Source organism: uncultured Xanthomonas sp. (assembly GCF_964278005.1).
Classification (GTDB): domain Bacteria; phylum Pseudomonadota; class Gammaproteobacteria; order Xanthomonadales; family Xanthomonadaceae; genus Xanthomonas_A; species Xanthomonas_A sontii.
The window spans coordinates 59,855-74,985 of record NZ_CAXYKF010000026.1; the positions used below are offsets into that span (position 1 = coordinate 59,855).

Here is a 15,131-nt window from a genome sequence, read left to right on the forward strand (position 1 = left end):
GAAGGTCAGTGCACCGGGCGTGCGGCCAGATCGGCGGCGATATTCGCCAGCAGCGGCCGGCGCAGCCGGCAGCGCAGGATCACCGCGGCCAGCAGCAGATGCAGGCCGGCGGGGATCAGGGTTTCCAGCAGGGTGATGGCCTGCAGCGAGGCGGGACTCTGCTGCGCGGCGCCGGCGCGGTAGCCGGCGTAGACGAACAGCGCGCTGATCACCACCGCGCTCGAGGCCCAGGCCAGCTTGATGCAGAACAGGTTGAAGGCGAAGTTGATGCCCGAGGAACGCACCCGGTTCTTCCAGGCGCCGTAGTCGTCGGCGAAGGCCATCAGCGAGAAGTGCAGCGGCAGCGCGAAGCCCAGCACCAGGCAGTGCACGAAGATCACCCCCAGCCACAGCGTCTGCTGCGCCGGTCCGGTCGGCAGCCACCACTGCGCCACGCCGGACGCGGCCAGCGCCAGGTTGGTGTGCAGGTACAGCGCCAGCGGATCGAAGCGGCGGCACAGCGCGTTGACCACGATCGCGCCAAGTACCGTGGCCAGCGCCACCATCGCGAAGAACAGCGAGGCGTAGCCGCTGCTGCCGCCGAGCACGTAGGTGATGAAGTACAGATAGGCGCCGCCGCGGATGTTGTAGACGTTGATCAGCAGGAACGACATCAGCAGCACCAGCCGCAACTGGTCGTTCTGCAGCAGGCCACGCAGATGTGCGCCGATGCCGGCGCCGCCGAGCAGGCTGACCGGCACGCGTTCGCGCACGGCGAAGAAGCAGCACAGGAACATCGCCACCGCCAGCACCGCCAGCACGCCCACGCCGAGCTGGTAGCCGCGCGCGGCGTCGCCGTTGCCCAGCTCCCGCACCAGCCACGGCAACCCGACCGACACCAGGAAGCCGGCGATGCCGCACAGCACGAAGCGCCAGGATTGCGCCGAGACCACGTCGCGGTGGTCGCCGGTCATGCTGTTGATCAGCGCGCAGTAGGGCACGTTGATCGCGGTGTAGCACAGCGACAGCAGGAAATAGCTGGCGAAGGCGTAGGCGATCTTGGCGCCGGCGCTCAGCTGCGGCGCGCTGAAGGTCAGCACGCAGGCGATGCCGATCGGCACGGCGACCCACAGTTGCCAGGCGCGGAAACGGCCCCAGCGGCTGCGGGTGCGATCGGCGATCAGGCCCATCACCGGATCGGACACCGCGTCGGCCACGCGCAGCACGGTGAACAGGGTGCCGACCAGCGCCGGGGTCAGGCCGAACACGTCGGTGTAGAAGAAGGTGAGGAAGTTGGCGATCAGGCAGGTGACCACCGTGCCGCCGGCATCGCCGAGGCCGTAGCCGAACTTCTCCAGACGCGACAGACGCGGCGTGGTCGCGGCCGGTGCGGCGTCTGCGGTGGCGTGGCCGATGGCGGTCGCGGTCAACGTAACGGCTCCTGGCGCGCCCGGTCCGGCGCCAGCGCAAAGTGGCATGGCGGCGCACCCGCGACAAGAGTCTGTGCGGTATAAAACCGGTACGATTCCGACCACGGCGGCCGCGGCGTCCTTGCGCGGCATCGTTCATTCGAATGCTGCAGTGCAGCGTCGCGCAGGCAAGGGGAGACGTTTCCGACATGCTCGAGTTCGCCGTCGCCTATCCGATCCGGGTCCAGAACGGAGGCCTGTTCATTTCCCGCGGCGTGGGTGCGCATCCGGCGCGGGTGATCCAGTCCTACGAGCTGATCTTCGTCGAGCGCGGCATCCTCTCGATTCGCGAACAGGACAACGACTTCCACGTCGGCCCCGGCGAGACGCTGTTGCTGTGGCCCGGCCGCGCGCACGCCGGCCTGGGCCAGTTCCCGGACGACCTGCGGTTCTATTGGGTGCATTTCGAACTGGAACCGGGCGCGGCGCAGGCGGACAACGCGGTGGCGCTGTCGATGCCGCAGCGCACTGCGATCCGCGATCCGGATCGCTTCGTCGGCCTGTTCCGCTGGTTCCTGGCCGAGCAGGAGGAACGGCGCACGCTGCCGATGCTGGAGCCGATCGTGCTGTCGATGCTGCAATGCGTGGCCGGCGCCTGGCCGGATCCGCACGATTCCGAACGCGCCGGGGTGGCGCTGGCGTACCGTGCCAAGCAACTGATCGGCACCCAGTTCCACACCGCGCTCACCGCCTCGTCGCTGGCCGCGCAACTGCACTGCAATCCGGATTATCTGGGCCGCATCTACCGGCGCAGCTTCGGCACCACGCTGACCGAGGCGATCCACCGCCAGCGCATCGCCTTCGCCGAGAAGCTGTTGCTGGTCAACACCTGCGCGGTGGACGACGTGGCGCAGCGCGCCGGCTTCAGCGACAGCGGCTACTTCCGCCGCGTGTTCCGCCAGCGCCTGGGCATGACCCCCAGTGCGTATCGGCGGCTGTACTGCAAGGAGCACATCAATTCGGGTTGAGGGGGGATTGCGGGCGCATGTGCGTCGCCGCTTGCCGCGAACCTGCTTGCGCCGCTGCGCGCTGCAAGGTGTGTGGCAGGGACAGGGCTTGGCTGCCCGCGTTTGCATGAGCGGCTTCAGCCGCGACCGACATTCATGGGAATGCTTCGTCGCGGCTGCAGCGGCTCCTGCGGCAGGGTGGTGCGGCGGCCGGCTGGGCTAGCTCAGCTGCTGGCCGATCTCGCGCGCCATCGCGTTGAGCGGAAGGATCTTCTCCGCGCCGCCGCGCTTGATCGCTTCCTTGGGCATGCCGAACACCACGCTGCTCTGTTCGTCCTGGGCCACGGTGCGTGCGCCGGCCTGGCGCATCTCCAGCAGGCCGACCGCCCCGTCGTCGCCCATGCCGGTCATGATGATGCCCAGCGCGTTGCCGCCGGCGGCGCGCGCGGCGGAGCGGAACAGCACGTCCACCGACGGCCGGTGCCGGTTCACCGGCGGCCCGTCCAGCACTTCGACGAAGTACTGCGCGCCGCTGCGCCGCAGCAGCATGTGCTTGCCGCCCGGCGCGATCAGCGCGCGTCCCGGCACCACGCGGTCGTTGTTGGCCGCTTCCTTCACCGAGATCTGGCACAGCGTGTCCAGGCGCGCGGCGAAGGCGGCGGTGAATTTCTCCGGCATGTGCTGGACGATGACGATGCCGGGGCTGACCCGCGGCAGCGCGGTCAGCACTTCCTCCAGCGCCTGGGTGCCGCCGGTGGAGGTGCCGATCGCCACCACCCGTTCGGTGGTCTGCGACAGCGCGCGGCCGCCCTGTGCGGGCAGGATCACGTCGGCGGTGTGCTTGATCTCCGGCTCCGCCGGCGCCACGGCCGGCCGCGCCGACAGGCGCTTGACGTTGGCGCGCGCGGCGCTCTTCACCGTGGCGATCATTTCCTCGGCCGAGTCGGTGAGGAATTGCTTCAGGCCGAGCTTGGGCTTGGTCACCACCGCCACCGCGCCGGCGGCCAGCGCGTCCATGGTCACCCGCGCGCCCTTCTCGGTGAGCGTGGAGCAGATCACCACCGGAGTGGGGCGTTCGCTCATGATCTTGCGCAGGAAGGTGATGCCGTCCATCTTCGGCATCTCCACGTCCAGCACGATCACGTCCGGCCACTGCTGGCGCATCTTGTCCATCGCCAGCAGCGGGTCGGCCGCGGCGGCGATGACCTCGATGCCGGGCGCGTCGTTGAGCACGGCGACCAGCACCTGGCGCACCACCGCCGAATCGTCGATCACCATGGCCTTGATCGTGGTCATGCGGGGTTCCCTCCTGGGACGTCGTGGTTCATGGCTTGCGGTACACCGACGGCGCGATCTGCACCACGTCGCCGTTGACGTCGTTGAGGCTTTCGGAGTGGCCGATGCAGAAGATGCCGCCGCGCTTGAGCGTGCCGAGCACCCGCGCCACCACTTCGCGCTTGGTCTGGCCGTTGAAGTAGATCATCACGTTGCGCAGGAACACCACGTCGAACTGGCCCAGGTTGGGCAGCGTCGCGTTGAGGTTGGCGTGCAGGAAGCGCACATGGTCGCGGATCTTGCGGTCGATCAGCATGCTGCCCTCGTACTCGCCGCGGCCCTTGAGGCAGTAGCGCTTGAGCATGGCCGGCGGCATGTGCTCGATGCGCAGCAGTGGATAATGGCCGGTCCGCGCCTTGGCCAGCACGCGCGTGCTGATGTCGGTGCCGACCACCTCGTAGGGGCGGCCCTGCAGGGTATCGTCCAGCACCATGGCCATGCTGTAGGCCTCCTCGCCGCTGGAACTGGCCGCGCTCCAGCAACGGAACGGCGTACCGCCGGTGTGCGCGGCGGCGATGCTGCGCAGCAGGTCGAAGTGCTTGGGTTCGCGGAAGAAATAGGTTTCGTTGGTGGTCAGCAGGTCGATCGCGGTCTGCACCTCGCCGCTGCCCTCGCGGCTTTCCAGCAGCTTGAGGTACTGGGTGTAGGTCTGCAGCGAATGCGCCTTCAGGCGCTTGCCCAGGCGTCCGCACAGCATGGCCTTCTTGGCCGGCGAGATGGTGATGCCGGCGGCGTCGAAGATGAAGCGCTGGAACCGGCCGAATTCCTGCTCGGTGATGGTGTCGTGGCTGGTCATGGTCATGGCCGGTCGGTCAGTGGGGAGGGGCGGGAGCGGGGACGCTGGCGTTGCCGGTGGGGCCGTGTTCCTGCAGCAGGCGCTGGTGCTCCAGCAGCCAGGCGTGCAGCGCGCCGCCCCCCAACGGGCGCGCCAGCAGGTAGCCCTGGCCGAAGTCGCAGCCCAGCTCCTGCAGCAGGGTCCAGTCCTCCACCGTTTCGATGCCCTCGGCGACGGTGCTCAGGCCCAGCCGCTGGGCCATGCCCAGCGCCGATTCGAGGACCGTGCGCAGGTTGCGGCTGCGGTGCGCGTCGTGGACGAAGATGCGGTCGATCTTCAGTTCGGTGAAGGGGATGCGGGTGAGCTGCTGTAGCGAGGAGAAGCCGGTGCCGTAGTCGTCCAGCGACAGGCCGAAGCCCTGCAGCCGCAGCCGTGCCAGCATGCCCAGTGCGCTGCCGCAGACCAGCGAGCTTTCGGTGATTTCCAGCACCAGGTCCGACGGCGCCAGCCCATGCTGGCGCAGCAGCCCGAGCAGTTCGTCGAGTAGGTTCGGGTCCTGCAGCATGCTCGGCGACAGGTTCAACGCCAGGGTCAGCTGGAACCCGTCCTGTTTCCACGCCGCCAGCCGTGCCATCGCCTGGTCGGCGACGCAGGCGGTGAGCGCGTGGATCAGGCCTTCGCGCTCGGCCACAGCGATGAAGCGGTCCGGCGCGATCGGCCCGGCGCTGGGATGGCGCCAGCGCGCCAGCGCTTCCACGCCGCCGACCCGGCCGCTGCGCATGTCCACCTTGGGCTGATAGGCCACCTCGATCTCGCCGCGTTGCAGTGCCTCGCGCAGCATCGCCGCCATGGTCGCCTCGCCGGGCGCCTCGGCGTCGTCACGTGGTGCCGGTGCGCTCGGCGCGTGGGCGCGCACCGCGGCCGCGAGCTGGGCGGCGCGCAGCGGCTTCTCCAGTCCCGCCAGCACCTGCAGGCCGTTGCTGCGCCCGACCTGCAGCACCGAGTCGATCAGGGCCGCGCCGCGCTGCGAGGCGACCACGATCGGCACGCGCACGCTGCAGCGGGCCAGTGCGTCGAGCAATTGCACGCCGTCCATGCCGGGCATTTCCAGATCCACGATCAACAGCCCCAGCGGCGGCCCCTGGGTTACCCGTGCCAGCGCGGCATGGCCGTCGGCCGCGCCTTCCACCGCCACCGCCCCCATGCGCTGGCACAGGGCCAGCGCATGTTCGCGCTGGACCTGGCTGTCGTCGACCACCAGGACCGTGCCGAAGTGGTGCAGGGCGGCGGTGTCGGGGGACGTGGGCATGCGAAATCCGTTTCGAGGAAAGGGAGGGGCGCTAAGTGGCAACGGCCGCTCAGGCGGCGATGCCTTCTTCCAGGTGGGCGTCGAGCGCGGTCATGCTGGCGAACTCCTGGGGCGCCAGCACCGCATCGGCGGCGAGCAGGATCACGAAGCGCTCGCCGACCTTGCCCATGCCGTGGATGAAATCGCGGCGGATGCCGGTCCCGAAGGCCGGCGGCGGCGCGATGTCGGCGGTGGCGATCTCCAGCACCTCGCTGACCGCGTCCACCAGCAGGCCCAGCACCTGGCGTTCCTCGCCGCTGGCCACCTCGATGATGACGATGCAGGTGCGCTTGCTGATCTCGCTGGGCGCGCGGCCGAAGCGTTGCTGCAGGTCCACCACCGGCACCACGGCGCCACGCAGGTTGATCACCCCGCGCAACGCGGGCGGCATCATCGGCACGTCGGTCGGCGTGCGGTACTCGATGATCTCCTTGATGCCGAGGATGCCGACGCCGAACATTTCCTTGCCGAGCAGGAAGGTCAGGAACTGGTCCGTGGCCAGGTCGCCGGCGTCGGAGGGTGAGAGCGAAGCGGGAGCGTTCATGGCCATGTCTCAGAAGGTTTCGAAGTGGGCTTCGTCGAGCGAATCCGCCAGGACCAGCTGGCCGTTGGCGACGCGCGCGATCGGCTTGGGGCCGGCCTGCCCGTTGCGGCCGCGCCCGGCGCCGGGACGTCGCGCCGCGGTCCTGGCCGGCGGGGCGCCCTGCACCTTGAAGAAGCTCATCAGCTGCTGCAGCTGTTCGGCCTGCGCGCTCATCTCCTCGGCCGTGGCGGCCAGCTCCTCGGAGTTGGACGCGGCCTGCTGGGTGGTCTGGTTGAGTTGGCCGACCGCGGCATTGATCTGACCGACGCCGGAGGTCTGCTCCTCGGAGGCGGCGGTGATCTCCTGCACCAGGTCGGAGGTGCGCTTGATCGACGGCACCATCTCGTCCAGCAGCTTGCCGGCGTTCTCGGCCAGTTCCACGCTGGAGCTGGCGACGTCGCCGATCTCCTGCGCCGCGATCTGGCTGCGTTCGGCCAGCTTGCGCACTTCCGCGGCGACCACCGCAAAGCCCTTGCCGTGCTCGCCGGCACGCGCGGCCTCGATCGCCGCGTTCAGCGCCAGCAGGTTGGTCTGGTAGGCGATGTCGTCGATGATGCCGATCTTCTGCGCGATCTGCTTCATCGCCTGCACGGTCGCCCGCACCGATTCGCCGCCGTCCAGCGCCTGGCTGGAGGCCTTGCTGGCCATGCCGTCGGTGATCTTGGCGTTTTCGGTGTTCTGCGAGATCGACGCGGTCATCTGCTCCAGCGAGGCGCTGGTCTCTTCGACGCCGGCGGCCTGCTCGCTGGCCGCCTGGCTCAGCGACTGCGCGGTGGCGCTGACCTCTTCCGACGCGCTGGCCAGCGATTCGGCATTGCCGTTGACCTCGCTGACCACCTGCGACAGGCGGGCGATGGTGTCGTTGATGTAGTTCTTCATTTCGGCGTAGGCGCCGTCGTAGTGCTTGTCGATGCTCTGGGTCAGGTCGCCCTCGGCCAGGCCGCCCATCACCCGCACCACGTCCTGGATGCTGCCGCCGGTCGTGGTCGCCAGATCGTTCAGGCCCTGGCCCATCTCACGCTGGAACCCGGCCAGGCCATCCAACGCGATCCGTTCGGAGAAGTCGCCGCGGTTGGCCGCCGCGACCACACGGCGCTGGCCGTCGATCACCAGCTTCAGCCGCTCGACCATGGTCCGCATCGCATACAGCGCGCTGCCGCTGTCGTTGGCGCGCACCGCCACCTCCAGGTTGAGGTCGCCCTGCGCCACCTTGTTGGCGATCTCGGCCACATAGGCCGGCTCGCCGCCCAGCAGGCGGGTGAGGATGCGCACGATGAAGAACGCCACGACCGCGCCCAGCAGCACCGCCGCCACGATGGTCGCGATGATCAGTGAGCGCGCGGACGCATAGAGTTCGTCGCCGCGGTCGCTGGCATCCTGGCCGCCCTTGACGTTCAGGTCCACCAGCTTGTCGATCGCGTCGGCGGTGCTGCGGAAGATCTGCCGCTGCTCGCCGTTCAGTGCGGTCATCGCCTCCTGCGTTTTTCCCTGCGCCGCCAGCGCCAGCAACTGCTTGTGCAGCTCCGTGTAGCGATCGAAGTTCTTGGCGAAATCCGTGTACAGCGCCTGCTCCTCGGGCGAGGAGATCAGCGGGACATAGGTCTTCCTGTTGTTCTCGAACGCCTCCAGTGTCTTGAGCATGCGCGTGTCGTAATCCTGCATCTCGGCTGGACTGGTGGCGACGACCCGCTGCAACTCGAGCAGACGCAGCTTGTTGAAGTTCGCGCTCATCTCCTCGACGTTGCGCACGCTGGGCATCCAGTTGGTGGCGAGCTCCGTGGACGAGCCGTTGATCCTGGCCATCTGCATCGTGGCGAAAATGCCGGTCCCCAACAGCAGCAGCAACACTAGGCCGAAGCCGATGCCGATGCGCGTGCCGATCTTCATGTGCTGGAACATCGTGATCCCCCTGGATGTGATGTCGTGAAAGTGGATGTCAGAACGTATCGAAATGGGCTTCGTCCGGCCCCGACACCAGTGCCAGGCCGACCTCGCCGAACCCACGCTTGCGCGCCGGCGCCGCCCTGCGGGACGGACCGACGGTGACTGTCTTCGGACGCCGCGGCGCCACGACCTGGTTGGTACGGAAGAAACTCATCAACTGCTGCAACTGCTCGGCCTGCCCGCTCATTTCCTCGGCCGTGGCGGCCAGCTCCTCGGAGTTGGCTGCGGCCTGCTGGGTGGTCTGGTTGAGCTGGCCGACGGCGGCGTTGATCTGGCCGACGCCGGAGGTCTGTTCCTCGGAGGCGGCGGTGATCTCCTGCACCAGGTCCGAGGTGCGGCGGATCGACGGCACCATCTGCTCCAGCAGCTTGCCGGCGTCCTCGGCCAGTTCCACGCTGGACTCGGCGACCTGGCCGATTTCCTGCGCGGCCACCTGGCTGCGCTCGGCCAGCTTGCGCACTTCCGCGGCGACGACCGCAAAGCCCTTGCCGTGCTCGCCCGCGCGCGCGGCCTCGATCGCCGCGTTCAGCGCCAGCAGGTTGGTCTGGTAGGCGATGTCGTCGATGATGCCGATCTTCTGCGCGATCTGCTTCATCGCGGTCACCGTCGAGCGCACCGCATCGCCGCCTTCGTTGGCTTCGCGCGCGGCCTTGGCCGCCATGCCGTCGGTGACCTTGGCGTTCTCGGTGTTCTGTGCGATGGACGCGGTCATCTGCTCCAGCGAGGCGCTGGTCTCCTCCACGCCGGCGGCCTGTTCGCTGGCCGCCTGGCTCAGCGACTGCGCCGTGGCGCTGACCTGCTCGGAGGCGCTGGCCAGTGCTTCGGCATTGATGTTCACCTCGCCGACCACCTGCGCCAGGCGCGCGACGGTGGCGTTGATGCTGTCGCACAGTTCCTTCAGCTGGCCCTGGCACTGCACGTCCGCCAGCCGGGTCAGGTCGCCGGCCTCGATCGCCTTGAGCACGGCGCCGGCTTCGTTCAGCGGGCCGATCACCGTGTCCAGGGTCAGGTTGACGCCGTCGACGATGCGGCGGAAGTCGCCATGGTGCAGGCTGCCGTCGGCACGCACGTCAAGACGGCCGGCCGCGGCGGCATCGACCAGCAGGCTGGTGTCGCGGATCAGCGCGCGCAGGTTGGAACGCACCTGCTCGATCGTGTCGTTGATGAACGCCTTCTTGCCCGGGAGGGCTTCCAACGGCGCGTCGAAGTTGCCGCGGCCGAATTCGGCGATGCAGGCCATCGCCTTCTTCTTGGTGGCGATGTGGTCGCCGACCATGCGGTTGATGCCGTCGGCCATGCTGCGGAAATCGCCTTCGAAGCGGTGGCTCTCGATCACCACGTCGATGTCGCCGGCGTCGTGCTGCGCGGACATGTGCTTCATCTGCGCGATCAGCCCCTGCATGTTGCGCCGCACCTGCTCGATGATCTCGTTGATGAAGACCTTCTTGCCCGGCAGCGTCTCCAGCGGCGCATCGAAATTGCCGCGACCGAACTCGGCCACGCAGGCCAGCGCCTTCTTCTTGGTGGCGATGTGGTCGCCGACCATGCGGTTGACGCCTTCGGCGATGACCTTGAACTCGCCCTCGAAGCGATGGCTCTCGATCACCACGTCGATGTCGCCGGCATCGTGCTCGCGCGACATGCGCACGATCTCGTCGTTGATCTGACGCACGCCGGTCTGCACCTGGCGCAGTGCCAGCAGCACCTCGCAGGCCTGGTCGTTGCGCACCGTCGGCATCACCACCTCGAAGTTGCCGGTGGCGAAGCGCGCCAGGGTGGTGGTGGCGATCCGCAGCGAACGGGTGATGGCGTGGACGGTATAGGCCAGTACCGCAGCGGCGAGCACCGTGGCGCCGATGCCCAGCGCCAGGGTCTGCCCGGCGGGCAGGCCGAGGGCGAACCCGCACACGGCGGCGGCCAATGGCAGCGCGATGGCGATGGCCGAGCCGCTCCACAGCTTGGAGGACAGCGAGAGAGAGTTGGACATGCCGTGGTACCTGTGCGGGATAGAGAGGCACCGGCCTGCCGGGCCGGTGCGGAGATGGATCAGAACGAGACGAACGCGGCTTCTTCCAGGCGTGCGGCCTGCGCCGTGGCGGCAGGCCCGCCGAAGCTGCGCGCACGTGGCCCGCGTTGCATCGGCGTCGGCAGCCGCCGCGGCTGCGGGGCCGGTGCCGGGGTGGGCGTGGCGCCGGTGGTGAAGAAGCTCATGAGCGTTTGCAACTGTTCGGCCTGGCTGCTTACTTCTTCGGCCGTGGCGGCCAATTCTTCAGCGTTGGCAGCGGATTGCTGTGTTGTCTGGCTGAGCTGCACCACCGCGGTGTTGATCTGGCCGACGCCGGAGCTTTGCTCTTCGGAGGCGGCGGTGATCTCCTGCACCAGGTCGGAGGTACGGCGGATCGACGGTTCCATCTCGCCGAGCAGGCGCCCGGCGGTCTCGGCCAGGTTCACGCTGGTGCTGGCGACGTCGCTGATCTCGTGCGCGGCGACCTGGCTGCGCTCGGCCAGCTTGCGCACTTCGGCGGCGACCACCGCGAAGCCCTTGCCGTGCTCGCCGGCGCGCGCGGCCTCGATCGCCGCGTTCAGCGCCAACAGGTTGGTCTGGTAGGCGATGTCGTCGATGATGCCGATCTTGCGTGCGATCTCCTTCATCGCCGAGACGGTGGCGCGGACCGCCTCGCCGCTTTCGGCGGCCTCGCGCGAGGCCTTGGCGGCCATGCCGTCGGTGATCTTGGCGTTCTCCGCGTTCTGCGCGATGGAGCCGGTCATCTGCTCCAGCGAGGCGCTGGTCTCCTCCACGCCGGCGGCCTGCTCGCTGGCCGCCTGGCTCAGCGACTGCGCGGTGGAGGACAGTTCCTCGGCGGCGCTGGCCAGGGTGACAGCGTTGCCGTTGACCTCGTTGACGATGCTGGTGAGCTTGTCGATGGTGGCGTTGACGTAGCGCTGCATGTCGGCGAAGGCACCCTCGTAGTGGCCCTGCACCTGGCGGCTGAGGTCGCCCTCGGCCATCGCGCCCATCACCTTGATCACGTCGCCGACGCTGCGCAGGTTGCCGCGGGTCTGTTCGATGATCTCGTTGATGAAGGCCTTCTTGCCCGGCAACTGCGGCATCGGTGCGTCGAAGTTGCCGCGGCCGAACTCGGCGACCACGCCCAGCGCCTGCTTCTTGACCGCGATATGCGCGGCGACCATGCGGTTGATGGCCTTGCCGATCGCGCAGAACTCCCCGTCCAGATGGGTGCAGTCGATCTGCACGTCGATGTCGCCCTTGTCGTGCTCGTCGGACATGCGCGCGATCTCGCCGATCAGGCGCTTGAAGTTGCCGCGCACCTGCTCGATGGTCTCGTTGATGAAGGCCTTCTTGCCCGGCAGCGGCGGCATGGTCGCGTCGAAGTTGCCGCGGCCGAACTCGGCGACCACGCCCATCGCCTGCTTCTTGACCGCGATGTGGCTGCCGACCATGCGGTTGATGCCGTCGGCCATGCCGCGGAAGTCGCCCTGGAAGTGCGCGCTGTCGATGCTGGCGTCGATCTCGCCGGCCTCGTGCTGCTCGGAGACGCGGCGCATCTCGGCGATCAGGCCGAGCATGTTGCGCCGCACCTGCTCGATGGTGTCGTTGATGTAGGCCTTCTTGCCCGGGAACGCAGCCAGCGGCGCGGCGAAATTGCCATGGCCGAATTCGCCCACGCAGTCGATCGCCTGCTTGCAGACGCCGATGTGGGCCCCGACCAGCTGGTTGATGTCGCCGACCAGGGTCCGGTAGGCGCCGCCGGCCTGGGTCGCATCCAGCACCACGTCGCAGTCGCCGGCGGCGTGGGCGCTGGTCATGTGCGCGACGTCGGCCTGCAGTTGCCGCAGCGGCCGCTGCGCGGCGAGCAGGGCCTGGCCGATCTCGCTGCCGCCGGTCGCCGCGTCCACGCGGTCCAGTTCGCCCTGCGCCAGCGCTTGCAGACCGGTGCGGGCCAGCTCCAGCTCGCGCTGCGCGGCAGCGGCCGCCTGCTGTGCCGCGCGCACGCTGCGGCCCAGTAGCAGGCCGGCGACCAGCGTGGCCACGGCGACCACAGTCCAGGCGATGCCGCCGGCCAGTGGCAGCGTCAGCGCCGCGACGGCCGCGGCGGCGGGCAGGGCGATGGCGACGACCGCGGCGGTCGGCAGGGTGGTAATGGGCGTCCGGTTCTGGGACATGACGGCGATTCCTGGTTGATGGCGTGACGTAGGAATGACGGCAGGCGATGCGGCGGCTCAGGCCGCCAGCGATTCGGTGCCGGGTTGCAACTGGCCGATGAGCGACGGCACGTCCAGGATCAGGGCGACCCCGCCGCTGCCGAGGATGCTGGAGCCGCTGATGCCCTTGACCTGGGCGAAGACCTTGGAGAGCGGCTTGATCACGGTCTGCCACTCGCCCAGCAGGGTGTCGACCACCAGGCCGAACCGCTGCGAGCCCTGGCGGATCACCACGATGCTCTCGCGCGCCGGCGGCGCGCCGGCGATGGCGAACAGCGAGCGCAGGCGTACGTAGGGCAGCACGTTGCCGCGCAGGTCGATGTACTCGCTCTGGTAGTTCGGTGCGAACTCCACGCATTCCTCGACCACGTCCAGCGGCACCACGAACACCGACTTGCCGACCCCGACCTGGAAGCCGTTGATGATCGCCAGGGTCAGCGGCAGCCGCACCGAGATGGTGGTGCCGACGTCCTGCTGGCTGCTGATGTCGACGCTGCCGCGCAGCGCGGCGATGTTGCGCTTGACCACGTCCATGCCGACGCCGCGGCCGGACAGGTTGGTGACCTTCTCGGCGGTGGAGAAGCCCGGCTCGAAGATCAGCGCGAACACCTCGCGGTCGGAGAGCTGGCGGCCGGGTTCGATCAGGCCGCGCTCCAGCGCCTTGGCCAGGATCCGGTCGCGGTTGAGGCCGCCGCCGTCGTCGCTGATCTGGATGACGATGCTGCCGGAATCGTGGAAGGCGTTGAGGCGCACCGTGCCGCGCACCGGCTTGCCGCGCGCCTGGCGCACCTCGGCCGGTTCGATGCCGTGATCCATGGCGTTGCGCACCAGGTGGGTCAGCGGATCGGCGATCTTCTCCACCACCGACTTGTCCAGCTCGGTGTCCTCGCCGTTGACCACCAGCGCGATGTCCTTGCCCAGTTCGCGGGCCACGTCGTGGACCACGCGGTGGAAGCGGCTGAAGGTGCCGCCGATCTTGACCATGCGCAGTTGCAGCGCGCTTTCGCGCACCTCCTCGACCAGGCCGGCGAGGATCGAGGTGGATTCCAGCAACTGCGCATCGCCGGTGCGCTGCGCGTTGGCGCCGGTGCTGGCGACCGCGATGATCAGCTCGCCGACCAGGTCGATCATGCGGTCGAGCTTGTCGGCGTCGACGCGGATCGAGCCGCCTTCGCCGCGCGCGCCGGCGGCCTTGGCGGGGCCGGCATTGGCGGCGGGGGCCGCTGCCGCGGCCGGCGCACTGGGCATGGCCGGCGCGGCTGCAGCCGGCGCGGCTGCAGCCGGCGCGGCCTCCAGTGTGGCGGCACTCTCGAACCCGGCGAAGTCGTCGGCGCTGGCCTGGCTGCCGGCCTCGGCCACCAGCAGCGGCAGGTCCAGGTTGGCGGCGTCGCCGTGCGGGTCCACCGCCAGCACCTGCAGGTCGCAGTCGTCGCGCACGAATTCGAAGATGTCCTCGATCGCGGCCTGCTGCGCGTCGCTGCGCAGCAGGATGTCGAAACCCAGGTAGCAGGCCTCCGGATCCAGTTCCGGCAATGCCGGTACGCGCTCGTGACGGGTGCGCACCGCTTCCAGGCTGCCGAGGCTGCGCAGGCAGCGGATCAGGTGCAGCGGCGAGTTGCCGAAGCGCAGCGCATCGGTGAACAACTGCAGCGAGATCCGCCAGTAGCCGGTCTGCGCCGGTGCCGCGGGCGTTGCGGCGGCGCTGGCCTTCGCGGCCGGCGCGGCAGCAGGGTGCAGGTAGGTCTGCAGGCGTTCCAGCAGCGGCGCACCCTCGGTGGCCAGCGTGGCTTCGTCCGCCTCGGCGCCGGCGGCCGCTTCCACCAGGGTGCGGATATGGTCGCAGCAGGCCAGCATCAGTTGGATCAGCTCCGAATCCAGCGCGACGGCCTGCTCGCGCACCAGGTCCAGCACGCTCTCCACCACATGGGTGAAGCCGACCAGTTGCGCCAGATCGAACAGGCCGCCGGAGCCCTTGATGGTATGGGCGGCGCGGAAGATCGCGTTGACCGCGTCGGGACCGGCTTCGCCGCGCTCGGCTTCCAGCAGGTTGCGTTCCATGTCCTCGAGCAGGTCGCGGCTCTCGGCGATGAAGGTCTGCAGCAATTGATCCATGTTCATGTCGTGCTGCCGATTAGTGAAGAGTGTCGTCGCCGACGCGCTCGAACGCGTCGCCCAGGCCGAGCAGGTCCAGCGCGTCGCCGACCGCCTTGGTGCAGCCCTCCAGCTGGAATGGCCGTCCCAGCGCGCGCAGCGCGGCCTGGGTGGCCAGCAGCAGTTGCACGCCGGTGGCGTCGATGTCGTTCACCGCCTGCACCTGCAGGCGCAGGCCGCCGGGATGCTCCAGCGCGGGCAGCAGCAGCGGCTTCAGTTCGGCCGCATGGCGGATGGTCATGTCGCCGTCCACGATCAACTGCAGCGGCGGATCCTGTTCGTCGGGGGGCGTCGAGCGCATGGCGGGTCTCCGGCAGTGGCAAGTGGAAAGCCGGCGCCACGCCGTGAAGGGCGTGTGCAGGCCTGGGTACCAGCG

Annotated in this window: 11 protein-coding genes; 1 reads left to right on the forward strand and 10 read right to left on the reverse strand. The window is 68.9% G+C overall.

The window, feature by feature from the left end; translation table 11 throughout:
- Nucleotides 1-5: 5 nt before the first annotated feature.
- Nucleotides 6-1,409 carry an MFS transporter gene (locus tag ACHWVH_RS19055; protein ID WP_394687772.1) on the reverse strand — a complete coding sequence of 468 codons (1,404 nt, stop codon included), beginning with the start codon at nt 1,407-1,409 and terminating at the stop codon, nt 6-8.
- 188 nt (nt 1,410-1,597) lie between these two features.
- Between ACHWVH_RS19055 and ACHWVH_RS19060 the strand changes: the two genes are divergently transcribed.
- Complete coding sequence (locus ACHWVH_RS19060) at nt 1,598-2,416, forward strand: AraC family transcriptional regulator (RefSeq protein WP_017913264.1); 819 nt, start codon at nt 1,598-1,600, stop codon at nt 2,414-2,416.
- Between the two features lie 198 nt (nt 2,417-2,614).
- Here ACHWVH_RS19060 and ACHWVH_RS19065 read toward each other — a convergent pair whose 3' ends face one another.
- Genes ACHWVH_RS19065 through ACHWVH_RS19105 form a run of 9 tightly spaced genes read right to left on the reverse strand, consistent with a single transcriptional unit; the run spans nt 2,615 to nt 15,056 of the window.
- A complete protein-coding gene (locus ACHWVH_RS19065; RefSeq protein ID WP_017909387.1) occupies nt 2,615-3,691 on the reverse strand; it encodes a chemotaxis response regulator protein-glutamate methylesterase in 1,077 nt (358 codons plus the stop codon).
- 28 nt (nt 3,692-3,719) lie between these two features.
- On the reverse strand, nt 3,720-4,526 hold the full coding sequence (locus ACHWVH_RS19070) for a protein-glutamate O-methyltransferase CheR (protein ID WP_267086608.1): 807 nt from the start codon (nt 4,524-4,526) through the stop codon (nt 3,720-3,722).
- A gap of 16 nt (nt 4,527-4,542) precedes the next feature.
- Complete coding sequence (locus ACHWVH_RS19075) at nt 4,543-5,814, reverse strand: EAL domain-containing protein (protein ID WP_152237930.1); 1,272 nt, start codon at nt 5,812-5,814, stop codon at nt 4,543-4,545.
- Between the two features lie 49 nt (nt 5,815-5,863).
- A complete protein-coding gene (locus tag ACHWVH_RS19080) occupies nt 5,864-6,397 on the reverse strand; it encodes a chemotaxis protein CheW (RefSeq protein ID WP_026143817.1) in 534 nt (177 codons plus the stop codon).
- A gap of 9 nt (nt 6,398-6,406) precedes the next feature.
- Nucleotides 6,407-8,335: a methyl-accepting chemotaxis protein gene (locus ACHWVH_RS19085; RefSeq protein WP_267117451.1), complete on the reverse strand. Its 1,929-nt coding sequence runs from the start codon at nt 8,333-8,335 to the stop codon at nt 6,407-6,409.
- Between the two features lie 37 nt (nt 8,336-8,372).
- Nucleotides 8,373-10,367 (reverse strand): methyl-accepting chemotaxis protein, encoded by a 1,995-nt coding sequence (locus ACHWVH_RS19090; protein ID WP_295923953.1) that lies wholly within the window; start codon nt 10,365-10,367, stop codon nt 8,373-8,375.
- 59 nt (nt 10,368-10,426) lie between these two features.
- Nucleotides 10,427-12,565 carry a methyl-accepting chemotaxis protein gene (locus ACHWVH_RS19095; RefSeq protein WP_295923951.1) on the reverse strand — a complete coding sequence of 713 codons (2,139 nt, stop codon included), beginning with the start codon at nt 12,563-12,565 and terminating at the stop codon, nt 10,427-10,429.
- 57 nt (nt 12,566-12,622) lie between these two features.
- Nucleotides 12,623-14,722, reverse strand: a complete 2,100-nt coding sequence (locus ACHWVH_RS19100) for a chemotaxis protein CheA (RefSeq protein ID WP_394687773.1) — start codon at nt 14,720-14,722, stop codon at nt 12,623-12,625.
- A gap of 13 nt (nt 14,723-14,735) precedes the next feature.
- Nucleotides 14,736-15,056 (reverse strand): lipid asymmetry maintenance protein MlaB, encoded by a 321-nt coding sequence (locus ACHWVH_RS19105; RefSeq protein ID WP_017908422.1) that lies wholly within the window; start codon nt 15,054-15,056, stop codon nt 14,736-14,738.
- Nucleotides 15,057-15,131: the final 75 nt, after the last annotated feature.